27 protein-coding genes are annotated in these 21,908 nt (G+C 40.7%); 7 read left to right on the forward strand and 20 right to left on the reverse strand.

What is annotated here, in order from left to right; translation table 11 throughout:
- Positions 1-76 precede the first annotated feature (76 nt).
- The 3 genes from A6755_RS19430 to A6755_RS19440 all read right to left on the reverse strand — a co-directional run bounded on the left by A6755_RS19430 (position 77) and on the right by A6755_RS19440 (position 1,750).
- A complete protein-coding gene (locus tag A6755_RS19430; RefSeq protein WP_347876803.1) occupies positions 77-919 on the reverse strand; it encodes an enoyl-CoA hydratase/isomerase family protein in 843 nt (280 codons plus the stop codon).
- Between the two features lie 70 nt (positions 920-989).
- A complete protein-coding gene (rpmF, locus tag A6755_RS19435) occupies positions 990-1,163 on the reverse strand; it encodes a 50S ribosomal protein L32 (RefSeq protein ID WP_034313929.1) in 174 nt (57 codons plus the stop codon).
- A gap of 65 nt (positions 1,164-1,228) precedes the next feature.
- Positions 1,229-1,750 carry a YceD family protein gene (locus A6755_RS19440; RefSeq protein ID WP_034313932.1) on the reverse strand — a complete coding sequence of 174 codons (522 nt, stop codon included), beginning with the start codon at positions 1,748-1,750 and terminating at the stop codon, positions 1,229-1,231.
- A 219-nt stretch (positions 1,751-1,969) separates the two neighbouring features.
- Between A6755_RS19440 and A6755_RS19445 the strand changes: the two genes are divergently transcribed.
- Positions 1,970-3,175, forward strand: a complete 1,206-nt coding sequence (locus A6755_RS19445; RefSeq protein WP_063591697.1) for a nucleotidyltransferase — start codon at positions 1,970-1,972, stop codon at positions 3,173-3,175.
- A gap of 91 nt (positions 3,176-3,266) precedes the next feature.
- Here A6755_RS19445 and A6755_RS19450 read toward each other — a convergent pair whose 3' ends face one another.
- Both A6755_RS19450 and A6755_RS19455 read right to left on the reverse strand, forming a co-directional pair.
- A complete protein-coding gene (locus tag A6755_RS19450) occupies positions 3,267-4,292 on the reverse strand; it encodes a SepM family pheromone-processing serine protease (protein ID WP_063591698.1) in 1,026 nt (341 codons plus the stop codon).
- Positions 4,282-5,079, reverse strand: coding sequence for a patatin-like phospholipase family protein (locus A6755_RS19455; RefSeq protein WP_034313939.1), 798 nt, complete (start codon positions 5,077-5,079; stop codon positions 4,282-4,284). The genes A6755_RS19450 and A6755_RS19455 overlap by 11 nt, the downstream gene beginning before the upstream one ends.
- Positions 5,080-5,348: 269 nt before the next feature.
- Between A6755_RS19455 and ylbJ the strand changes: the two genes are divergently transcribed.
- A complete protein-coding gene (gene ylbJ / locus A6755_RS19460) occupies positions 5,349-6,566 on the forward strand; it encodes a sporulation integral membrane protein YlbJ (protein WP_063591699.1) in 1,218 nt (405 codons plus the stop codon).
- 39 nt (positions 6,567-6,605) lie between these two features.
- On the opposite strand, the gene coaD is transcribed toward ylbJ, so the two are convergent.
- Positions 6,606-7,097 (reverse strand): pantetheine-phosphate adenylyltransferase, encoded by a 492-nt coding sequence (gene coaD / locus A6755_RS19465; RefSeq protein WP_034313942.1) that lies wholly within the window; start codon positions 7,095-7,097, stop codon positions 6,606-6,608.
- A complete protein-coding gene (rsmD, locus tag A6755_RS19470; RefSeq protein WP_034313946.1) occupies positions 7,098-7,673 on the reverse strand; it encodes a 16S rRNA (guanine(966)-N(2))-methyltransferase RsmD in 576 nt (191 codons plus the stop codon).
- Between the two features lie 471 nt (positions 7,674-8,144).
- On the opposite strand from rsmD, the gene A6755_RS19475 reads away from it, so the two are divergent.
- Positions 8,145-8,534: a DUF7147 family protein gene (locus tag A6755_RS19475; RefSeq protein WP_034313948.1), complete on the forward strand. Its 390-nt coding sequence runs from the start codon at positions 8,145-8,147 to the stop codon at positions 8,532-8,534.
- Between the two features lie 54 nt (positions 8,535-8,588).
- Here the strand turns inward: A6755_RS19475 and A6755_RS19480 are convergent, their stop codons facing one another.
- Positions 8,589-8,864, reverse strand: a complete 276-nt coding sequence (locus tag A6755_RS19480; RefSeq protein WP_034313951.1) for a YlbG family protein — start codon at positions 8,862-8,864, stop codon at positions 8,589-8,591.
- Positions 8,865-9,001: 137 nt separating this feature from the next.
- Here A6755_RS19480 and A6755_RS19485 point away from each other — a divergent pair, with 137 nt between their 5' ends.
- Entirely contained in the window at positions 9,002-9,325 is a 324-nt protein-coding gene (locus A6755_RS19485) for a hypothetical protein (RefSeq protein WP_034313954.1), read from the forward strand.
- A 175-nt stretch (positions 9,326-9,500) separates the two neighbouring features.
- On the opposite strand, the gene A6755_RS19490 is transcribed toward A6755_RS19485, so the two are convergent.
- From A6755_RS19490 to A6755_RS19505, 4 genes are read right to left on the reverse strand one after another with little or no spacing between them, the layout of a single operon-like run.
- Complete coding sequence (locus A6755_RS19490) at positions 9,501-9,950, reverse strand: YlbF/YmcA family competence regulator (RefSeq protein WP_034313957.1); 450 nt, start codon at positions 9,948-9,950, stop codon at positions 9,501-9,503.
- A 60-nt stretch (positions 9,951-10,010) separates the two neighbouring features.
- Positions 10,011-10,436 (reverse strand): hypothetical protein, encoded by a 426-nt coding sequence (locus A6755_RS19495; RefSeq protein ID WP_052137469.1) that lies wholly within the window; start codon positions 10,434-10,436, stop codon positions 10,011-10,013.
- A 60-nt stretch (positions 10,437-10,496) separates the two neighbouring features.
- The gene (locus A6755_RS19500; RefSeq protein ID WP_034313959.1) at positions 10,497-10,739 is read right to left on the reverse strand and encodes a YlbE-like family protein; all 243 of its coding nucleotides are present in this window, start codon (positions 10,737-10,739) and stop codon (positions 10,497-10,499) included.
- A gap of 12 nt (positions 10,740-10,751) precedes the next feature.
- Entirely contained in the window at positions 10,752-11,183 is a 432-nt protein-coding gene (locus A6755_RS19505; RefSeq protein WP_034313961.1) for a YlbD family protein, read from the reverse strand.
- 686 nt (positions 11,184-11,869) lie between these two features.
- Between A6755_RS19505 and A6755_RS28445 the strand changes: the two genes are divergently transcribed.
- Positions 11,870-11,986 carry a hypothetical protein gene (locus A6755_RS28445; protein WP_465264161.1) on the forward strand — a complete coding sequence of 39 codons (117 nt, stop codon included), beginning with the start codon at positions 11,870-11,872 and terminating at the stop codon, positions 11,984-11,986.
- Positions 11,987-12,144: 158 nt separating this feature from the next.
- Complete coding sequence (locus tag A6755_RS28345; protein ID WP_377307418.1) at positions 12,145-12,594, forward strand: transposase; 450 nt, start codon at positions 12,145-12,147, stop codon at positions 12,592-12,594.
- 131 nt (positions 12,595-12,725) lie between these two features.
- Here A6755_RS28345 and A6755_RS19515 read toward each other — a convergent pair whose 3' ends face one another.
- Positions 12,726-13,760, reverse strand: a complete 1,035-nt coding sequence (locus tag A6755_RS19515) for a CAP domain-containing protein (protein WP_244889695.1) — start codon at positions 13,758-13,760, stop codon at positions 12,726-12,728.
- A gap of 345 nt (positions 13,761-14,105) precedes the next feature.
- On the opposite strand from A6755_RS19515, the gene A6755_RS19520 reads away from it, so the two are divergent.
- Positions 14,106-14,468, forward strand: a complete 363-nt coding sequence (locus A6755_RS19520) for a YugN family protein (protein ID WP_034313973.1) — start codon at positions 14,106-14,108, stop codon at positions 14,466-14,468.
- 110 nt (positions 14,469-14,578) lie between these two features.
- Here the strand turns inward: A6755_RS19520 and A6755_RS19525 are convergent, their stop codons facing one another.
- The 7 genes from A6755_RS19525 to cyoE form a co-directional block, all read right to left on the reverse strand.
- A complete protein-coding gene (locus tag A6755_RS19525) occupies positions 14,579-15,040 on the reverse strand; it encodes a DUF420 domain-containing protein (RefSeq protein ID WP_034313975.1) in 462 nt (153 codons plus the stop codon).
- A 207-nt stretch (positions 15,041-15,247) separates the two neighbouring features.
- Positions 15,248-16,150, reverse strand: a complete 903-nt coding sequence (ctaG, locus tag A6755_RS19530; protein WP_063591700.1) for a cytochrome c oxidase assembly factor CtaG — start codon at positions 16,148-16,150, stop codon at positions 15,248-15,250.
- A 142-nt stretch (positions 16,151-16,292) separates the two neighbouring features.
- Positions 16,293-16,628, reverse strand: coding sequence for a cytochrome c oxidase subunit IVB (gene ctaF / locus A6755_RS19535; protein WP_063591701.1), 336 nt, complete (start codon positions 16,626-16,628; stop codon positions 16,293-16,295).
- A 3-nt stretch (positions 16,629-16,631) separates the two neighbouring features.
- A complete protein-coding gene (locus A6755_RS19540; RefSeq protein ID WP_063591702.1) occupies positions 16,632-17,261 on the reverse strand; it encodes a cytochrome (ubi)quinol oxidase subunit III in 630 nt (209 codons plus the stop codon).
- Positions 17,261-19,132 (reverse strand): cytochrome c oxidase subunit I, encoded by a 1,872-nt coding sequence (gene ctaD, locus A6755_RS19545; RefSeq protein ID WP_034313984.1) that lies wholly within the window; start codon positions 19,130-19,132, stop codon positions 17,261-17,263. Before ctaD ends, A6755_RS19540 begins: the two co-directional genes overlap by 1 nt.
- A gap of 24 nt (positions 19,133-19,156) precedes the next feature.
- On the reverse strand, positions 19,157-20,239 hold the full coding sequence (gene coxB / locus A6755_RS19550) for a cytochrome c oxidase subunit II (RefSeq protein ID WP_034313987.1): 1,083 nt from the start codon (positions 20,237-20,239) through the stop codon (positions 19,157-19,159).
- Between the two features lie 253 nt (positions 20,240-20,492).
- Positions 20,493-21,431, reverse strand: coding sequence for a heme o synthase (gene cyoE, locus A6755_RS19555; RefSeq protein WP_034313989.1), 939 nt, complete (start codon positions 21,429-21,431; stop codon positions 20,493-20,495).
- Between the last annotated feature and the right edge of the window lie 477 nt (positions 21,432-21,908).

Raw genomic sequence — 21,908 nt, forward strand, 5'->3', positions numbered from 1 at the left:
TCTACCTCCTTAGCAAGTTTTAATTCATAATATGCACATGCTAGGAAAGATAGAAGATATATAGAGCGTGTAATATTTATTTTTTCTTATTTAGAAAACGCTCGACTGCAGCATGATGCTCATCACTCGCCCACAGTTTGGAACATTCCCGGATTTCCGCATCCATTCTTCCTTTAAGCCCGCTATCCTGCCATTTATGCACCAGCAATCGTTTATAGGCCATCAATACCCCTGTCTCATGGCGAAGAAAATCTTCCGCAAACCATTCCCATCCATCCGTACCTTCTCCGACTATCTCATCTACGAAGCCAAGTTCCTTCGCTTCCTCAGCTTTATGTATTTTTGCATCCAATAATAGCTTTAGAGCTTTTTGCTCTGGTATTTTTTCAAGTAAAAGCGAAGCTCCGCCCCAGCCAGTCGTTATTCCTAGGGTACCTTGTACAAACCCTAGCCTAGCTTCCCTCTTTGCTAACCTGAAATCACAAGCTGTCGCTATTTCGCATCCACCGCCGAAAGCACTTCCATTGATTAGCGCTATTGTCGGTTTTGGGAATACTGCTAGTTTATACAGAATTTCACCCATTTTAGATAACATAGCAAAGGCCTCTTCTTCTGTATGCAAATCCTGAAATTCCTTTAGATCCCCGCCTGAACAGAACGCCTCAGAGCCCGCCCCGGTCAGGACCAGCAACTTAACTTCATCATCGCATGCAGCTTCCGATAATATCGACTCAAGGTCGTCCATCAGCTGATAATTCACGGCATTCCTTTTCTCCGGCCTATTAAATAGGAGCTTCATGAAACCGCGTTTACCCTTTTCAACTTCAATCACCTGATCCATGTAAACACCTTCTCCAAAATCATCGGCAAACGCGAATGATTCAAAATATTCTGCCAAATACATTTGTAAAAAAAGCACAGAGAAAAATCCCTGCGCTTTGATTAGCGTGTTGCATCAAGAGAGCTAAACTCTCAAGTAGGTCAAGAAATTATTTTGCGACAACTTCTTTTCCTTTATATGTTCCACATTCTTTACAAACGTGATGTGAAAGAGTCATTCCACCACAGCTCGGGCATTCTACCATACCAGGTACTTGAAGCTTGAAGTGTGTACGACGTTTTCTTTTTACAGTTTTCGACGTTCTTCTAAAAGGTACAGCCATTATTCCCACCTCCTTAAAAAATATAAAAAAGCTGGAAAAATCGGATTAACGATTTTTCGTTCCAATCAAGATTCTTTATTGTTGTCAAAAAAGTCGGCAAGCTTTGCAAATCTCGGATCAACCTTATGCTCATTTTCCTCTTCGGAAATAACAGCCCAGTCTTTCCCAGATTGAGGAGCAGCTTCATTCGAATCGACATCCTCACAAAAAACCTGCATCGGAATTTCTAGCAATAAATTTTCTTTAATTACCGGTATTAGGTCTACAACGTCGCCTTCCACAACAGTGACATCATCTCCGTAGAAATCTGTGCCATCTGCCTTTAAAAGAAAGGTTTCCTTTGTATCAATATCAATCGGATATTTAACGTCTACCAGTGTACGGGAGCAAGGTAATGTTAATTCACCTGAAAGATGCAAGTGAAAAGTAATCTCGGTCGAGCTGATATCAGCTCTTCCTTCTACTCTGATCGGAGAAACATCGCGAATTTGCGGGTCTCTTTCTCTAATGTCCAAGACATCCACCAGTTCATCAAACCGTAAATCTTTGTCCCGAATTTTTTGAAGTTGACTAATCGTCCATTTCAAATGAAATCACCTCAAGGCAACAAAAATAATTATAGCTTTCAATTATAAGTTTGTCAATATTTTTTCTTTACACTATAATGTAGTCATCCTAACTGATTGTCTAAGTTTAATGAATCATTTCTAACAAAAAATCCAGACGATTACTTATAGTAATTTTACTTGAAATACTATTTTAGCACTAAGTTGATAAAATACAAAGTTTTTCTCTGAGGTGAACGAATGAAAGCTTGCGGTTTAGTAGTCGAATATAACCCTTTTCACAATGGACATGTTTTACATGCAAGAGAAAGTAGAGAAAAAACAGGGGCAGATGTCGTTGTCGCTGTTATGAGCGGGCCCTTCTTACAGCGTGGCGAGCCCGCTATCGTCAGCAAGTGGACACGCGCCGAAATGGCCTTGAATGGCGGCATTGATCTTGTCATTGAGCTGCCATATGCTTTCGCGACACAGAAGGCTGAAATATTTGCAAAAGGATCTATTGCTCTTTTGGAATCGCTAGGCTGTGACTCTTTTTGCTTCGGAAGCGAGGATGGCAAAATTGAACCATTCATCATCGCCCACAGAATCCTTTCGGAAAATTCCGCTGCATTCGATGCCGCAATCAAATCGGCCATGGATGCCGGTAATAGTTATCCGTCAAGTGCTGCCCAGGCTTATCGTTCGATCATCCATGGTGATGCGGCATTGGATTTGACGAAGCCGAATAATATCCTTGGAAAAGAATATGTAAGTGCTGCCCTTTCAAACGGCTACTCCATTCGCCCTTATACGATTCAAAGGGTCGCTGCAGGGTACCATGAAACAAAGTTGTCCAAAGACCCTATTGCCAGCGCAACGGGGATACGTAAAGCCATCCATGAACACCAGGAATTACATTCTGTTTCCAGTTATATTCCTCAAGCGACGATGAGTGGCCTTGAGCAATATTTAACGCGCTACCATGCCTTGCATGACTGGGAAATGTATTGGTCCATGTTGAAATACCGTATCCTTTCTTCCTCTTTAACCGAATTGGCAGGAATATACGAAGTTGAGGAAGGCATAGAGCACCGAATGAAGGAGATGGCCAAACAATCTTCGAGCTTTTCTGGATTCATGGCAGCGCTGAAGACAAAACGCTACACATGGACACGGCTGCAGCGGATGTGTGTCCATATATTGACGCATACATTCAAGGAACAGGTAATTCATAATGACCAACCGGCCTATATCAGACTTCTTGGCATGAATGGCCGGGGGCAAGAATATCTTCGTTCTGTAAAAAAAGGCTTGCCCCTCCCTCTCATCTCTAAACTTTCTTCCTATCGGAAGCAGGACATCGATTCGGACTTGCGAGCAGCACAGGTGTATGCCCTGGGCTTGCCTGAGCCGCATCAAGCTGCATTGATGAAACGTGAATATGAATCTCCCATCATTTTCAAATGAAGAAGGATTCAAGCTTGGCCGTTTCATCCTTAAGTGTAAAAAGCTAATCATGAAAAAAGCGCAGACAGTAGATTACTGCCTGCGCTTTTTTTCATTTTCCTTTTCCATTTAGCTTCGTTAAATAGGCTACTGCATCTTCAAAGTTGTCAACCGGCACGATCTTCATGTCAGTGTCAATATCCTTTGCTGCAATGAGTGCATCTTCATAATTCGAACCCGCTGCTCCGTTTTCATTCGGGGCAAAGAATATTTCGGCTCCAGACTTATCGGCTGCAACAATTTTCTGTTGGATTCCGCCAATTGGACCGACTGTCCCATCATCAGACATCGTGCCCGTACCCGCTATGTCATATCCACTTGTAAGATCGCCTTTCGTTAATTGATTATAAATTTCCAACGAAAACATTAAACCAGCCGAAGGACCGCCTATATGTTCTGAATCTATGGCAATCGCCGGTTTTGTGTTCACTCTTCGATTGTCATCCAGCGAAATGCCGATTCCTACCCTATTTGGATCATTTTTAAAAGGCTGCAATGAAAGAACGGTCGTTTTCTCCGTCTCTTCCCGCTTATAAACTATTTTAACTTCATCTCCGGCCTTCTTTTCGTTAATATAATCCATGAATTCCTGTGCAGACTTGAATTTAACATCATCAACTTGAATGATTTGATCGCCCGCTTTCAGCTCTTTTGCTGCCGGCATTCCTTTTAGCACGTCCAAAACATATACACCCAGGTACTCGTATTCGACTTCTTTCCCTGCTTTTTCATATGCGATCTTAATGGCATTATTTTTAGAACCATCCATTAAGTGGAGCTGCCTGATATTATATTCTTCATCTGTTTCATCTTCGCTTCTGATGGAGGCTTCCGGATAAAGCTCCTGATATTTGCTCCACTTCGCCATCATGTAGGAATATATATTTGCCCGGCCCATCCTTACAGTGGTTAACATAAAGCTTCCTTTTGCTTCATCTCCCCCGGATACCTCAATGATTGGCTCCAATTCTTTAGCCATTCCTGGTTTCGATACATAAAAAGGTAGGGAATAAAGGGCTGATGCTATGAGAAGTATAGCCACCACCAGGAAAGTGCGTACATACGTTTTACGGCTCATCTTCAAAGGACTCCTTCCAAGTAACAATGCTCTGCTTAATTTGATCAATCTTACCTCTTGCTGCTTCTTCTCCAATACTAATTATTTCCTGTACGTTTGTAAATGATTTCGAGCTGTATTTCTCAACCCTGGGGCGTATCATGACGTCTGAAGCAAACTCCCTGCTTTTAACCAGCTCCATTTGCAGGATATCGAGGCTTTGCATGATGACGTCATATATGGAGTTTATCTCCATATCCTGTTTCACGTGAGCTACATCCACACCAATTATGATGTCTGCTCCCATATCCTTCACAACTGAAACAGGAACCCTGTCAACTACGCCGCCATCAACAAGCAGTCTGTTTCCGATTCTTTCGGGAATGAAAATCCCTGGAATGGAGATGCTTGCCCTTACTGCCGGTGCGATGGGACCTTCCTGAAAAATGACCTTTTCCCCCGTTTTTATATCAGTGGCTACCACCGCCACAGGAATATCAAGTTCTTCAAATTTCTTGCCATATGTAAATACCCTGATTAAATCCTTTGTCCGCTTACCCGAAATGAAGCCCATCTTAGGTATGGTGAAGTCCAAATAATACTTCCGCTTAAATGCACGGGACAACTTATACAGCCTCTCGATATCCGACCCCGCTCCATAAAAGGCTGCAACCATTGCTCCCATGCTGCTTCCAGCAATCATATCTATCGGAATGCCTTCTTGCTGCAATACCTTTATCACGCCAATATGTGCAAACCCCCTAGCTCCTCCTGACCCAAGTGCAAGCCCGACTTTTGGTTTCGACAAAGATATCCCTCCCGCTTTAACTAGTTCAAAATATTGAAATAACACTCATTCAAAGTTATGGTCTTAAACGGATTTATAGAAGCATATTATTTATATTGACAGTGAAACAAGCATGGCAGATATATTCCATTGAGCGGATCATCCCTCTTTACATGTCGGTACAATCCTTATTCCATCATGCGCTTACTTTTCGAGAAAAAGAAGTTCATATTTTATTATATACGAAACGAACTGCCCTTATTTAGTAACCTTCAAGAGGAGGCTGAATTTTGCTAAAATCAAAATCTAAAACAGTACTGTTAGCTACCTCCGTCACGATGATGGCAGTTGGCTTGATCATCTTCCCCCAAGAATCCTTTGAAGCTTCCAAAGGCGGACTGAATATTTGGTGGACAATTGTTTTCCCTTCGCTTCTGCCTTTCTTGATTTTCTCGGAGTTATTAATCAGTTTTGGGGTTGTCAGGTTCATTGGTGTCATGCTTGAACCATTTATGCGTCCCCTATTCCGTGTACCAGGAGTGGGAGGTTTCGTTTGGGCGATGGGACTTGCATCAGGGTTTCCAGCCGGGGCGAAATTCACTGTAAGGCTTCGTCAAGAAGAACAATTGACCCGCATTGAAGCTGAAAGACTCGTTTGTTTTACTAATTCATCCAATCCATTGTTCCTATTCGTTGCCGTTGCCGTTGGTTTTTTCCACAACCCTCATTTAGGGATCATCCTTGCCCTTTCCCACTACCTAGGAAATATTTGTGTAGGCATCATCATGCGTTTTTACCGTTGGAAAGAAGAAAAACCCCATGCAAAAGAACTGACCAAGCTCCCCTCCATAAGACAAGCCTTTGGTCAAATGCATCGTACCAGAATAAAAGAAACAAGGCCATTTGGCAGTTTACTTGGAGATGCGGTACTCTCATCCATCCAAACCCTATTGATGATCGGGGGGTTCATCATTCTCTTTTCTGTGGTGAACAAGCTTTTATTTCATATGAACATCACCGGATTGCTAGCATCTGGGGTCGGAGGAATTCTACATATTTTTAATTTCCCGGACTCCTTAAGCCTTCCCTTCATATCAGGCATGTTTGAAATGACTCTAGGTTCAAAATTAACCAGCACGGTCGAAGAGGCGACACTCTTTCAGCAAACCGTGATGACAAGTTTCATCTTAGCTTTCAACGGGTTCAGCATCCAAGCGCAAGTTGCCAGCATCATTGCAGCAACGGACATTCGTTTCACTCCCTTTTTTCTGGCCAGGATTGCACATGGCCTTCTTGCATCCATTATCACCATCCTGCTTTGGGAACCATTCTATAAAGGCAAAATGTACAGCGGCAGCCCGATAAACGCATTCCCGGTCAGCGGATCCGGTGAACACGCGAATTCCCTATATCAAAGCATGCTTGATATAGGTCCCATTCTAACACTCGTGTTTTTGATCCTATACATCATCATATTTACCAAAAGGCTATTCAAAGGCCTTTCGTAAACCAAAAAAGAGCATTGCCCGTTGGCAATGCTCTTTTTTCTATCCTTTCAGTTCCTCGTATTTTTTGGCCAGAGCTTTCTGGACGACACTTGGCACTAGTTCAGAAATATCCCCACCATACTTCGCTACCTCTTTCACGATACTTGAACTCAAGAAAGAATATTGATTTTTCGTCATGATAAAGAATGACTCTATTTTATTGTTAAGGAATCGGTTCATCGAAGTTCCCTGCATTTCATATTCAAAGTCGGAAGTCGCCCTCAATCCCCTGATGATGGCATTCGCGGAAACGCTTTCAGCATAGTCGACCGTCAATCCCTGATAGAAATCCACTTTAACATTCGGCATATGGGCAGTCGCTTCAGTAATCAGTTCCAGTCTCTCTTCCACTGTAAAAAGAGAATTTTTCGCTGAATTGTTCACGATGACGACATATACCTCATCAAAAACATTCGCTCCCCTTTGAATGATATCAAGATGACCAAATGTTATTGGATCAAAACTCCCCGGACAAATCGCTATTTTGGACATTCATAGTTCCCCCTGTTCGTGTACGTTTCCCCATTGATAAATCGTAACGGCAATGACGCCATAAACTTCTTTTCTCTTAACGGTAAAGTCACCAACTTTTTCTGGCAAAGTAACATCATGGCCATGCTCACAAACAATGTATCCCATATCGTTCAGCAATCGGTATTTATGTATTTCTTCAAGAATCTCGACTAGCTTTTGTTTCTTATAAGGTGGATCAAGAAAAATCAATTCAAAAGTCATTTCCCTTTTCACCAAAGCCTTTAATGCACGTTCTGAATCATTTTTATAAACTTCTGCACGGTCTGAAAACTTGCATAGTTCCAAATTAGCCTTAACCGTTTGATTCGCTTTAAAATCCCGGTCGACAAATATGGCTTTATCCATGCCTCTGCTTAACGCTTCAATTCCCAGTCCACCGCTTCCGGCAAACAAGTCGAGGACCAGCCCTCCTTCGAAATAAGGACCAATCATGTTAAAAATGGATTCCTTGACTTTATCAGTAGTCGGCCGGGTTCCTGTACCCGGTACAGCCTTAAGTGGTCTTCCTTTGCAAATTCCGGAAACGACCCTCATCATTCTCACCACATTTTATGACAAATTTCTGTTACTTTCCTATCCTAACATATTAGAAATAGCTAGCCAATATTTAAACCCATTTGCCTTCATTTCCATGATTAAAAGAACATATCATTTCGTACCATGGATAGAAGATATCCATTCTTTTTATAAATCTTTTACATCATGAATAATAAAATGGTTTTTGGCAATAATGTGAATAACAACATTCCTTTTTAGGTGTTGTTGCCAACCGCGGAGAAGGCTTACGTTTCCCCATAAGTTCTTCCTCCGGTTTCTCCTCTCCCTTTGCCTTCTGGTCCTTAGTTAGACATAGAAGGACCCTGCATATTTTTGCAGGGCTTTTTTTTATTGATAAACCACTTATTCCAAATTTCCTTTGTCATCATTCGTCAATGAAGTTGTCCTTCTCTTTTATGAGGGATAATGATAAAGTAATGAATAATAAGTTAGTTAGGAGAGGTTTAATTGATTCAACGTTTTATTGAAATTGGACAAGGATATTCCGATATATATGAGTTGCTGGAAGTAGGCCGCAATCAGAAACATCGAGTTGCAAGGCTATTGGCTATGCATACTACTATAAATGATAAAAAGGTAACGTCATTGGTCATCGTCATGGAGCCCACAGATCCCGGGAAATTCCAGCCGCTTTACATTTGCCGTGAAGGTATCCCTAACCCACATGCCACCAAAAACAAACGCTATGAGCTTTTTGAGAACTTGGCTGAGGAACTGGATAGGCCAATTATTGAAATCGAAGTGAAACCTTCGGTGCTCTTTGCAGAAATCGAGTTGTACTACCAGCACTTAATCGGCATTTTGCGAATGAATAGATATCTGCCGCCATTAGGTTGAAAGATGTTGCTGCCCTGAAAATGAAAAAGCTGACTCCGCATGAGTCAGCTTTTTTCAAATTCCCATTTTATAATCATATTCTTTCGCTTTATCCGGTTTGGAGTTTTCGTACTCCACCTTCAAAAAAGGCTTGTAAGAAAGGTCCACCTTTTTAACGAACGAATAATTATTCAGTTTTTCCACAAGTGGTTCCACTTCATCCATATTCGTATAAAGCACGACATATTTCAACTTTTTTGAAACATAATGGATATTTCCAAATTTCCTAAGCATTTTGGCTTGTTTCAATGTATGTAAATAGACGATGATTCCCTGTCTCGCTCCAAGCATATCAATAACTCCCTTTTAAAAGGTTTTAACTAAGTGTAGCATAGCAGAATCTTTACTTTCAACCAAGAAAAAAAGATTATAAACAAAATTCTCTCACTATTATGAATATACACACTGTGAAGGGAGCCAAACAAACGATGGATTTAAACCAAATTTGGCATCAATTTATTGTGCATCTATTAGATAATGATGAAATTACCCAAGCTTCGATAAAAAAGTTCACAGGAATCCCCTTTATATATATCCATTATCATCCGGCACCAAATGATGATGGTAAGCTTTCTCTCTTAATAAAAAAAGCCGCAAGCCTTTCAATGCGTGGCAAGCAGCTTCATTGTGAAACCATTTTCGTACGGCAGGAAGAACATTTATATGTATTCCGGCATCGTTTTTATGTGCCGCAGAAAAAGATGTTTTGCTGCGGCAACCTTTGTCCGGATTGTATTTTATATCGCAGTTAATCGCTTTTTGCCACGTAACCGAAATATGTAAGATGATAGTTCATGCATCGGTTCATGACCATGTCCCGGCGAGGTTCCAAACATGACACAGCCACCGAACTCCATAGTAATGTCGAATTTCGATGGCTGCATTATATACCGGCCGGCCCTGAATGGTCCCAATCTGGCCATTACCTTAAGCAGAGCACCCGCAACTTCCCCCGGTTCCGCAACTTCCCGTCGAACATCCGCCGGATGAAACAAAAAATGGATTCCCAGCCGGGGTTTTGACCTGTTCAGAAACAGCTCGGCCAATTCTTCCGCTTATTTCATCAAGAACGGATTGCAATTCTGTCTCCGCAAGCTTAAACCTTGCAACGGCAGGATGCATATCCATGTCTCGTTTAGCTTGCCTCGTTTCTAAATTGATGCGTTTATAATCCGGGTGATATTTACCGAACCTTTGAACATCTTCAAATAGATCCTTGAGCGAAGTAAACTTGGAGATAATCCCCTGGGCCTCTTTGTCTTTTTGTAATTTATATAAACTAAGGAGATATTCTTCTCCTATTTCAGAATGAAGGATCATTTCAGCTAATCCATCAGCCTGATGTAAAATGTCGATGATTTCCATAGTAGCAAGCATTAACAAGCTCACCTCCACAACCATTTTACCATTTCTCTCTTTTAGATGCTAATGGTTTGATTAAATCGAGGAAGTGATATGTACCTCAATCTCTTTTTGCAGTCCTGTTTTTTCACCTGCACCGTTCAAAATCTCCAGCTTTATTTTATGCATGCCATTCGGGACATCCTTTACGATAAATGCTGCCGTTTTCATATCGACTTTCTTTTGATTATCAATAAATACGGACACAGTTGCCAATTGTTCAGGATTTGATTCAGAAAAACCATAGTTTTTCAAGTAGCACTCAACATAGACGGAGTTGCCTTTCACAAATGTTTTTACCCGAAAGTCCTCATCTGAGTTTTGGATGCTCGATACAGTGGTGGCAGCCTCTAGTGTAGAAACACCTTGTATGGCTACTCCTGAGTTTTCAGGTTCAGGTATTTTCTTGCCACAACCCGTCGCTGCCATCAACACTGTTAGAGCCAATATCAACTTTCTCATTCCATCGTCCCCCTTTTGCCTTTATTGTTCGCCAAAAGGAGTAATTTACTCTTACTTTCTTCATTCACTTGGAGCATTCATCGCTTGAAACATATGAAGCATCATTGAGGCAACCTGAACGCTTTCCGAAAATTTAGAGACCCGATGTGGAATCGACTTCTCAAAATAATATTTAGCTTCGGTTTCAAACACATCCACTTCATGTGGATTACGCATTAATCTTTTGTACCATGCAGGCTGAACCCTCAAATAATTTCGCATATCTTCGTTTGTTTGAATGAATTCATATATATTCTGGCGCATGAAAAACCCTCCTTAATCTTTGGTGAATAAAAAAGGGTTAGCTCTCTGCTCTTTTTCTTTTGGGGGAGGACTGGTATCACCTGATTTATTCCCTTGGAAAGCAGATAGCACTCCTTGGATTGCACCGATGGCCTGATTGGCATTCGTAATATATTGTTGAATCTGCCCCATATCCATGTTTTTAACGGCATTCATTAACGAACCGATCAACTCAGTGCTTTGGTCTCCCTTTTCAACCGGCGGTGATTGAGATCCTGTATTCTCTTTAGGCTCACCCACACTGCCGTCAGCCTGCCAGCGTGGATGATCTTCTCCGAGTAAATACCACTCTTCAAAAAGTTCCTGCCATGTTGCTTGTTTGCTTCTCACTTCATTCACTAAATGAGGATGTTCCTTTACAAACTCCCGAAATCCATCCACGGAGGGCCGCTTTCTTTTTGCCATTACTCTCACCTCACACTTAGACATCGCCTATTGCACCATATGCTAAAGGTAGATAAAAAGTGCATAAATTCCTTTACTAACGTAATGGGGCGTGACTGCGGAATCCAAGTTCGTTATGTAAAAACCTCCATTGGCAAACGATCCTCATCGAGGGGATTGCAAATGGTTGGGACCTTTTAAAATATGATCCACAACAAGAAAACGGACCCAAACCGGGTCCGTTTCAGACTGTAGTCAAACTCGATGAAAAACGAGTTTGTCTACATTTTTTTTGCTTGTACAAATTTGGACGTTGATTGGAACGTAGTGCACTCGCTTTCCACGGGCGATCCGCCCTCGGCCCACTTGCGCCTGTGGGGTCTCCCCTTGGACTCGCTATTCCCGCAGGAGTCTCGCACACCCGCTCCAGTCAACTAGGTTTAAAAACTTGGATAGAACTCCTTTTGCCTACAGTCTTTTTTGTTTTAATATAGATTTATTAAAACTTGAGGTGATGAGGATGGTTACGAAACATCATTCTATTCAACGAGAACAACTTGAAATGATTACTTTAGATCAACTGGTGCCGGCGAACCATTTGGTTCGTAAATGGAGGCTTCCATTGACTTCACTTTCATTTATGACTTGGTGAAAGATATGTATTCAGAGGTAGGACTCGCAGTATTGATCCAGTTATTTTAGTTAAACTGACATTCATTCAATATACCTTCGTTATTCGTTCCATGCGTAAAGGGATTGAAGAAACTGAAACAACTATGGCAGGCAGCAGACACGGCAACGTTTTGTATTGGGAACGATTGTAACAACTGCTAATACACATGACAGTCATATTTTGAAGCTACTTGTTGAGCTAGGATTGAGAAAGTTAGAAAACGAGAAGCTGTTGCCGCAGATGCAGCTTATAAAGCACCAGCGATTACAAGCTACCTATTTAACAAAGTAATCACACCTGCTTTACCCTATACACTTCCTCAAACAAAAGAAGGATTCTTTATGTTTCGATGAACACTTTGATTGTTACCTTTGCTCTTCGTGCAAAACTTTAAAGTCCTCAACAACAAATAAAGAGGTCTATCGCGAGTACAAATCGCCAAAACAAATTTGTACAACATACTCATATTTATCACGGTACAGAAAGCAAGGACCATCAAAAGGTAGTGACACGACATATCTGGCAAGCATTTGTGGAAGAAGCAGATCATTGCTTCATCATCAAGGTATAAAACCTATATACGCGAAACGCAAAGAAACGATTGAGCGTATATTCTCAGATGCAAAAGAAAAGCATGTTATGCGTTGGACTACTTTAAGGGGACTTAAAAATTGTCGATGCAAGCCAATGCTTACTTTCGCTGCCATTAATTTAAAGAAGATGGCCACGTGGACATGGCAAGGTCCTAAAATGGCATAACATAGTGGTTCTAAGAGCTCAAATCTCTTAACCTTTGGTCAAATTTCAAAGGGAATATTAAAGGTTCGGAATTTTTTAATTCCGACCCCCTTGTCAACAAACTGAAACGGACCCAAACCGGGTCCGTTTTTTTATCTCTTTATGAAATTCTGGGTGTAATAATTTTTATATACACCGACGCCCAGACCTGTAAATTCCTCGTTCAGCATCGCATCCCGATGTCCTTTGCTATTTAGCCAACCTTCCATGACAGCAGCAGCATCCACATAATGGGCTGCTATATTTTCACCGGCCGCCCTGTATTTCACATGACCTGCATCAAGACGATTTTCCAAATCCCCCTTTGTTTCAGAAACATGGGTTCCTTCAGGGGTATCCTTCATTTCCCGGCTATGAAGGTAAGCAACCTCCGCAGTAGCGGCATCCCATTCTAAAGGCTTCAAATCAAATCTGCTGCGCATGATATTCGTAATATCGAATATTTGCTGCTCATTTCCATCATCCACTTTCGCCATGTCCTCATCTGAAAGGTCCTTAACTTTCACAAGTTCACCATGATAGGTCAACTCATACGGCTTTTGTTTCAATAGGGCGGAATCATTCAAGAATCGGATGCTTGAAATAGTACCAGTGAACTTATCCAAATAAAGCTGAACATTAATATTCCCTAAATCAATTAACGGCCTCATGTTCATATCTTCCTCCGACAATTCAAAACGATAGGAACTGTGACCAACTTCAATGTCAACAGTAGGTTCCACATATAAACTGGAATAGATGGCATCAATCGATTGTCCAATTTTAAAAGGAGCGACATTGACCTCATCACCAATTCCATAAGCAGATACCACTTTTTCATTTTCAACGGCTAATTGGAAATAATTATTATAGTCCTTTTTATAAACCCACCATTCATATCCATAGGCAGACAAATCAATTCGATCCGGCTTACCGTATTCCCTTTCTATCTCTTTTGCATTTTTCCCGATCGTTACTGCCAGACCTTCTGTCACTTCAGTAACCCCTTCCTTTTCAGAGGAAGTGCTTCTTTCATTTATATGTCCATTGGGGTTAACACCTTTGTTACCATCAATAAGGGGGTTCCCTTCATCTTCATCGCCGATATTAAGATAAATACCGATTACGAAAAAAATAATGATTAACACCAACACCTTACCTAAACTGCGCAGAGGAACACTCCCTCTCTCTATCTAATTTATGTATCCAATGCAAAAACCTTTCTTTCCTGATTATATCACTGTTCAATCATATTTTTCTAATTTACGTTAGACTGCCCCTTCATTAAATTTATTTTAAAAATGGAACTTTTGTGAATGATTAAAATACCATGGTTGAGTTCATTGCAACTTCCACCATTTCGTACTATTATAAAATATAGGATAAAATGGTATATTATAAACATACTTGGAGATTTTTAATATATTCATGTACATAATATTTTCCCGGTATGTCATTTTAATTCTCAATAGTAAACATGGGAGGTACTACTCGTGAAATTTGAAAGCTTTGGAATCGAAAACATCACAGCCGACTTAAACCGATTAGATGACCTAATGCCGCAATATGGTTTAATACGAGCAGAACAATGGGATTACGAAAGAGTAAGTTACGATCGTAAGTTCGAATTAAAAGAAGGCACGTTTTACCTGAGAATACTTGGCTATGCTACAGAGGGCGATGTTGGCGCTCACAGGGCCGTCATCAAATTAATGGTTCCTCTATTAGGAAAACACTATTATCCACACGGAGTTGAATATGGTGAAGGAGAGGATTTTCCTGCATCACTAGTTAAACAAAGTGAAAAAATCCTCGCTCAAATCAAAGAAGAACTTACACAATTCAACGGCCTATAAAAGCCGTCAGCGAAAAGTGGTACAAAGAGAGAGGATCATGTGTGATGCTCTCTTTTTTGTATCCAATACAAAAGCCTGATGCTTTTTTTGCACCAGGCTTTTTTGTCATTTTAAAATCCTAGGATTGCCTTTATTAAAGATGTTGTTTCGCCGCCATGATAAATCACATAAAGCAGGATGTAAACAGCTACTCCAGTAATCCCAGTGAAAAACCAAATGATGCTTGTCGCCGGCCCGATTTTTTTATGAATGGCGAATTTACCTTTAAACCCAGTGGTAAGCATGATGATCCCCAAAACAGCTCCAGTTGTTGCAAGCGTTATATGGAAAACCAAAAAAATCGTATAATAAATTTTTATGTCATCGGGTCCGCCAAACGACGTACTACCAATGAAGACCGTCCGAGAAAGATATATAGTGAAAAAGATCACCGCAAAAATCGCAGCTGCCATCATGGTTTTTTTATGGGTCTCGATTTTGCGCTGTTTAATTTGATACCAGCCTATTGCAACAGTGATGGCACTTAATACAATGAAGGCTGTACTTATCGTTGGAAGGATTGGTAAAGACATATGAAATGTAGTCCTCTCTATATTTATTAATCAACTACCATTTTATAAGAGGCAATCATAAAATTCAATAAAATCAAGGATTATTAACAGAATGCTCACTTTTATAGAATACCCAGGTCAAATTACTGGCTATTTGCTTTAATTCAAAAATCAGGTAAAGTCAGTTAAAAGACTTGTCCGCCCCAAGACAAGTCTTTTATCGTACAATTATTCTGCAGTCTGAAAATCCGAAGGTATAGGATCAATATCATTTTGGCCGCCATTCTCCTTTTTGAACCAAGCAAAGAAAATGACACCCAATACATAGCCTAATACGATTTCTTGAATCACTTTCATCAGAACCCCGCCAAGCTGTTGATCCTCAAGCAATGGCAGTCCATTGAACATTTCCGGACCACTGAGCGTTAAACCGGATAGTGCGGAAGCCGGAACGCAAAGTTCCATGGCACTGGCCCAAGATTCCGCATTGGTGAATGTATCATACATCGGATCATTAGCAAATATGATTAAAGCACAGGCAGGAGTCATTAGAATGCCACTGCCGAATATATAAGCTACTTTTTTCACACCTGATAGACTTTCACGTTCGGGCAGTTGATTGACAAGCGGGAACCACATCAAAACAGCGGTCATAAATAAAAGGACCGTATATCCGGCATGAATCCACATCCCCGTTTTGATAAAGTCGAATACTAACGGGATATGGTACAACGAAAAAAGAACGTTAAATAATAAAAGGGCGATAAGAGGTCTCGTGAAAAACTGAAATATCGGCTTCACTCCCCTTGAATTTATGAGTGTTCTCATAAGCCAATCTGGAATCGCAATGATAAATAATGGCGGAATCACGAGATAGAGCAGTGCCATTTGAAACATGTGGGCACTGAACATGATATGGCTCAATAAATCCAGCGGCGATCCTTTTACCACATAAAGAAGGAACATGGCTATTAAAAAATAAGTTGCCTGTTTGACGGAAAGCGATGAGCTGCCCGGAAACTTCCCCCTTTTTTTTGTCACCAGCCAAAAATAGCCAACGGTAATAAGTACGAGGGCGGCAAAATAATAAGGACTCCACAAAGCGCGAAATCCAAAAATATCAATAGACAAAAAAATCACCTCGTTCATGAACTTTTTCTTACTATCCATTATACCTAAAATGAAACATTGTAACAAATATAGATAAACTTGGATGATAATCACCACATAAAGAAAAACCGGCTATCATTCAATAGCCGATTTTCTTTATGGTTTATATCCAAACAATCGTAAGGAACACAAGGACCGTTATCAAGCCCACTGCAAGGCCGGAAAACAAGAACAATGCAATGGTGCCATGCCCTTTATGCTTCATGTGCATGAAATAATACAATTGGAAAATCACTTGTACAACTGCCAGCAGCAAAATGACCGGTTTAATGAACCAATGTGAAAAACCCTCAATTCCTACTGCAGCAAAAGCAAGTAATGTAAAGAAAATCATAAGTGTAAATGATAGTACTTGGTGTTTCATCTCTTCAGCATTTTTCTTACGGCGATATTTTAAATCGACATTCGGGTTTGCTGAATTTGATTGTTCATTCGCCATCAGTTATCCCACCATTCCCATTAAGTATACGACAGTAAAGATAAATACCCAGACTACGTCAATGAAATGCCAATATAGACTCGCAACAAAAAATTTAGGAGCGTTATACAAATTCAAGCCTCTTCCTGCATTACGAACCATAAGAGATATTATCCAAACCAAACCGAAAGCAACGTGTCCTCCATGAAAACCGACTAACGTATAAAACGCGGAGCCGAAGGCACTGCTCGTAAAGGTATGATGGAATTCATGAACATAGTGATTAAATTCATAAATCTCGAGTCCAAGAAAACCAAAACCAAGTGCAACCGTAATCACAAGCCAAGCTTGCATTTGTTTAAAGTGGTTATTTTTCATATGGTACATTGCATACACACTGGTCAATGAACTGGTCAGTAACAGCATGGTTGCAACAAAAGTAAGTGGTAATTCGAATAAATCTTTGGCTAAGGCTGCATCACCATTTGGAACTTTATCCTTCAATGCTAGGTAAGTTGCAAATAGTGAGGCGAATAATACAGTCTCTCCACCAAGAAACAACCAGAAACCTAAATACTTATTTTTACCATCTAAAGTCGCTTTCTCGGGAGAAGCAGGCCAAGTGGCATCCGTGAATCTTTCATCTGTTTGCATTATGCCTTACCTCCCTTGTCTTTATCGTCCATAAGGTCTTCTTTATGAATATGGTATCCATGATCGTCTTTAACTGAACGGATAAACATTGAACCAAATGTCACCAAAAGTCCTACTATCATTATAGGCAGGGTCCATGTCTTATCATCCATATGGTATAAAGCACCGAATGCAGCGATAAATAAGCCTGAAGCAATCGTTAATGGAAGAATAGATGAATTTGGCATATGGATATCCCCAAGTGGTTCTGCAGGAGTCATTTCCTTTTTCCCTTCCATTTTTTCAACCCAGTAAGGATCTAATCCGCGGACTAACGGCAGTTGTTTAAAATTATAAAAAGGCGGTGGTGATGGAATGGCCCATTCTAGAGTACGGCCATCTCCCCAAGGATCATTGCCGACCTTTTCATTCTTCACAGATGTAATGATGATATTGATGACCATAACCAAGACACCAAATGCCATCAAAAAGGCTCCCACAGTACTAATCATATTACCAGTATTAAAGCCTTGATCGTCCAAGAATGTAAATACGCGACGAGGCATCCCCATCAAACCTAAGAAATGTTGAATGAAGAATGTTAAATGGAAACCGATCAAGAACGTCCAAAATGTGATTTGCCCCAATTTTTCGCTTAACATTGTTCCAAACATCTTCGGCCAATAGAAATTGATCCCTGCCAATAAACCTAATACAACCCCACCGACGATTACATAGTGGAAATGGGCAACAACGAAATAACTATCATGGTATTGATAATCAGCAGGTGCAGATGCGAGCATGATACCAGTCACGCCGCCCATTGTAAATGTAGGAATAAAGGCAACTGCATAAAGCATCGGAACCGTGAACTTGACGCTTCCTCCCCACATCGTAAAAATCCAGTTGAATATCTTAATACCTGTCGGTACAGCGATAGCCATGGTAGCCACGGCAAAGATTGCATTTGCGATCGGACCTAGACCAGTGGTAAACATATGGTGCGCCCAAACCATGAAACCTAAGAAACCGATTAAAACGGTTGCAAATACCATCGATGAATAACCAAACAATCTTTTTCTGGAGAAGGTAGCGAAAATTTCAGAAAAAATACCGAACGCTGGAAGAATCAGGATATACACTTCCGGATGACCGAATATCCAGAATAAATGCTCCCAAATGATCGTATTTCCCCCTGCCGCTACATCAAAGAAATTCGCACCAAACATCCGATCGAACATCATTAACACCAATCCCACGGTAAGCGGAGGAAAAGCGAATAATATCAATGCAGAAACAACGAAAGTTGACCAGGTAAACAGCGGCATACGCATATATGTCATACCTGGCGCACGCATATTAATGATGGTTACTAGGAAATTGATCCCTGCGATTAGTGTTCCAAAACCTGATATTTGTAGTCCAAGGACGTAAAAATCAATGCCATGGCCTTCGGAGTGAAGGGAAAGTGATGCATACGATGTCCAGCCTGCATCGGGAGCCCCCCCTAAAAACCAGGAAAGATTTAAAAAGACTCCCCCAAAGAAAAACAGCCAAAAACCTAATGAGTTCAAAAATGGGAACGCAACATCACGTGCCCCTATCTGTAGTGGCACAACCGCATTCATAACAGCAAATACCAATGGCATGGCCGCCAGGAATATCATTGTCGTACCGTGCATGGTCAAAATTTCATTATAAAATCCGGCACTAACGAAGTCATTATTTGGGATTGCAAGCTGGATACGGATAAACATCGCTTCCAAACCGCCGATTACAAAGAATAACCCGCCAGAGATAAGATATAGAATGGCGATTTTCTTATGGTCTACCGTCGTCAGATAATCCCAAAGCGTAGCGCCAAATCCTTTTTTATTAGCGTAGGTACTCACGATTTAACCTCCTTAATCAATGTTCTATTTGTCTTCCACCTTTAGCTCTAATAGATAAGCTGCCAGTGCATTAATATCTGAATCCGAAAGTTCACCGTAAGTACCGGTCATCGTGTTGCCCGGTTTATACTTCTCAGGATCCTTGATCCATTTCTTCACATTCTCTTCCGTATGATCCAATACGCCAGCAACTTTTTCACGCTCACCGAATGTAGCCAGATTCGGAGCCTGACGAGCAGCTTCAGGCCTGCTGTCATTCGGCGTCACCGCATGGCAGCCTATACAACTTTGATTAAAGACATCTTCACCCTGTTTGGCCAGATCGCCTTCAACGACAGGTTCCTTCGAGGCTTTCATATCTTTAGTCCATGCTTCAAAATCACTTTTAGACTTCGTTATGACCTTAAAATCCATCAAAGCATGTGAAGGACCGCAAAGCTCAGCACATTTTCCGTAGAATACGTTGTTCGAATCTTCTGCCTTTTCACCGTCGAATTCTAAGAAAAACTGATTGACCCCTTCTGTATTTGTATCCATCTTCCCTCCGACAGACGGTACCCAGAATGAGTGCTTAACATCTGAAGCAGTTAGATTGAAGTACACTTTTCGATCTGTCGGCACAACCAAATCCTGACTTGTTACGACGCCAAGGTCTGGATATTCAAACTCCCACCAATAAAGGTTTGCCCTAACATTCACGACAAGTGCATCCTTCGTCTTTCCATCCTTATCTTTCTTATCCATTGCCTTTGTGTCGGCTAAGTCAAAAGTCGTGACGACGGTTGGAACAGCCAGAACAATCAAAAGAAGGATAGGAATAACAGTCCAGATAATTTCGAGTTTATGACTTCCTTCAATTTGTTTCGGTATTGTTTCGTCGCCTTCCTTCCGACGGAAGCGTAGTATAACTACAACAAACAAAATAATCACAACAATAATAACCAGTACCATGATTAGTGTACTCAATATCAGTAAGTCATACTGAGATTGCGCAACATCGCCAGCTGGCTTCAGCGCGGATAGAAATGGTTCGCCGCAGCCCGAAAGGACAAGTCCTACAATTCCCAGCAGAGCAATTAGGCGCCATTTGTGCAGCCTTTTTTTCATAGCTTCAGAAACCCCTCTTTCGTCAAAATTTTCTCACAAAAATAAAAATGGGCGCAATTGCGAATATTCTCTCTATGTCAATTTCTAAAAAGAAAGAATCCCTAATTTAAGGAATTACTAAGTTGATTCATGTAACCGCTCTTATGTATGCCCCTGTTGGTTCCGTTAATATGTATGAATGGCGGTCAGTGCTTTATTTATTAGTAAACTGGAGCCTGTAAAAGAACAGGCCGCCAGTTTATTTAAACCAAAACTAGATCAGTGTGACAATAACCATCGCTACAAATAAAATGGTCATATAATTTAAAGAATATACAAACATGGATGTTGCCCATTTAACATCGTCTTTCTTTTTATACCCCTTAATTCCCAAAATAAGCCAACCTGTACTCAATAATGCAGCAAGAATAACTAGCGGTGTTCCTAATGGAGTTAAAAAGAAAGGAATGAACATTAAACAGATGATCCATAGCATAATCGATCTTTTTGCAGCCTTGAACCCTTTTACGACCGGGAGCATAGGTACTCCAGCTGCACGATATTCTTCGACACGCCTCATTGCAAGTGCATAAAAATGAGGAGGCTGCCATAAGAACATGATCGCGAACAGGACCCAGGCGATCTTATCAAGGCCCGGGTCGACCGCAGCCCACCCGATAAGCGGAGGCACCGCTCCGGATATACTGCCTATTATCGTATTCGAGACAAATCTACGTTTGAAAACCATAGTATATAAAACAACATAGGCGAAGACGCCGAATGCTCCCAGTATGGCAGTTGTCATATTAGTCAATGCAAGTAAAATCAGCCCTGCAGCAATTAAGCCGAAACTTAACGCCAATACCTTTGAAGGCTGTACTTTCCCGGTTACCGTTGGACGGTTTTTCGTTCTTTCCATTAAATGATCGATATCACGGTCATAATAATTATTGAAACTGCAAGATCCCGCCATTATGAGCGCCGAACCTGCAAGTGTATAAAACACTACATCTAGATTGCTTAAGAAGCTAAGCCCCGAAAAATGAAGAGCTAACCACACGCCGGTAAAAGCTGTAATTATATTTGAATTGACGATCCCCACTTTTATAAGTGCGAGAAAATCCTTCCAAGCTGTTGTTTCAGGTATATCCGATTGAAGGGCGGCTTTACTGTCCTCCATGACAGCTTCTGACAAACCCCTTGTTTCTGACATTTGTTTTCCTCCTTTAAATCATTCAGCACAACGCAAATGCAAAAAAATACTTACATATGCTATAGAACATTATTTCATACTTTTTGATATTTGTAACCAAGGAAGCGTAAACAAAAAGTAAATTATTTACCAATGACTGTCGTCAATGGAATCCATCGAGAGCTATCATTCTTAATATCATGCTTAATAACAGTAAAATTTAGTAAAATCATTTCTTCAATATATTAAAACACATTTTTGGAAGCTTTTGTGAAAATTTTTCGGATATTTTTGACCAATTTGTGTCTCAATAATTTACTGCTCTTGTAAGATGTTCATCAAGAACATGAATAGTATGCTATTATCATCATCCCCTAGGCTCTATCCCTATTTTGCTCCTACTTGAAGGTTTACACTCCCTTTATTTCTATCAAAGTCTTTTGTAACTTTCAACTATTTCAGGCATTTTAATTAATAGTTATAATATTAACTGAACTT

Origin of the sequence: Peribacillus frigoritolerans (genome assembly GCF_001636405.1) — a bacterium.
GTDB lineage: Bacteria > Bacillota > Bacilli > Bacillales > DSM-1321 > Peribacillus > Peribacillus frigoritolerans.

What these genes read in the sequence shown, in the direction of transcription:
- coxB (WP_034313987.1), bottom strand. Translation starts at nt 20,239, where the DNA reads ATGAAAAAAAGGCTGCACAAATGGCGCCTAATTGCTCTGCTGGGAATT.
- rsmD (WP_034313946.1), bottom strand. Translation starts at nt 7,673, where the DNA reads ATGAGGGTCGTTTCCGGAATTTGCAAAGGAAGACCACTTAAGGCTGTA.
- coaD (WP_034313942.1), bottom strand. Translation starts at nt 7,097, where the DNA reads ATGTCCAAAATAGCGATTTGTCCGGGGAGTTTTGATCCAATAACATTT.
- A6755_RS19445 (WP_063591697.1), top strand. Translation starts at nt 1,970, where the DNA reads ATGAAAGCTTGCGGTTTAGTAGTCGAATATAACCCTTTTCACAATGGA.
- A6755_RS19540 (WP_063591702.1), bottom strand. Translation starts at nt 17,261, where the DNA reads ATGCAAACAGATGAAAGATTCACGGATGCCACTTGGCCTGCTTCTCCC.
- A6755_RS19490 (WP_034313957.1), bottom strand. Translation starts at nt 9,950, where the DNA reads ATGCTTGCTACTATGGAAATCATCGACATTTTACATCAGGCTGATGGA.
- ctaF (WP_063591701.1), bottom strand. Translation starts at nt 16,628, where the DNA reads ATGGCGAATGAACAATCAAATTCAGCAAACCCGAATGTCGATTTAAAA.
- A6755_RS19495 (WP_052137469.1), bottom strand. Translation starts at nt 10,436, where the DNA reads ATGAGAAAGTTGATATTGGCTCTAACAGTGTTGATGGCAGCGACGGGT.
- A6755_RS19480 (WP_034313951.1), bottom strand. Translation starts at nt 8,864, where the DNA reads ATGCTTGGAGCGAGACAGGGAATCATCGTCTATTTACATACATTGAAA.
- A6755_RS19500 (WP_034313959.1), bottom strand. Translation starts at nt 10,739, where the DNA reads ATGCGCCAGAATATATATGAATTCATTCAAACAAACGAAGATATGCGA.
- A6755_RS19525 (WP_034313975.1), bottom strand. Translation starts at nt 15,040, where the DNA reads ATGTCTTTACCAATCCTTCCAACGATAAGTACAGCCTTCATTGTATTA.
- rpmF (WP_034313929.1), bottom strand. Translation starts at nt 1,163, where the DNA reads ATGGCTGTACCTTTTAGAAGAACGTCGAAAACTGTAAAAAGAAAACGT.
- A6755_RS19485 (WP_034313954.1), top strand. Translation starts at nt 9,002, where the DNA reads ATGGATTTAAACCAAATTTGGCATCAATTTATTGTGCATCTATTAGAT.
- cyoE (WP_034313989.1), bottom strand. Translation starts at nt 21,431, where the DNA reads ATGTCAGAAACAAGGGGTTTGTCAGAAGCTGTCATGGAGGACAGTAAA.
- A6755_RS19505 (WP_034313961.1), bottom strand. Translation starts at nt 11,183, where the DNA reads ATGGCAAAAAGAAAGCGGCCCTCCGTGGATGGATTTCGGGAGTTTGTA.
- A6755_RS19450 (WP_063591698.1), bottom strand. Translation starts at nt 4,292, where the DNA reads ATGAGCCGTAAAACGTATGTACGCACTTTCCTGGTGGTGGCTATACTT.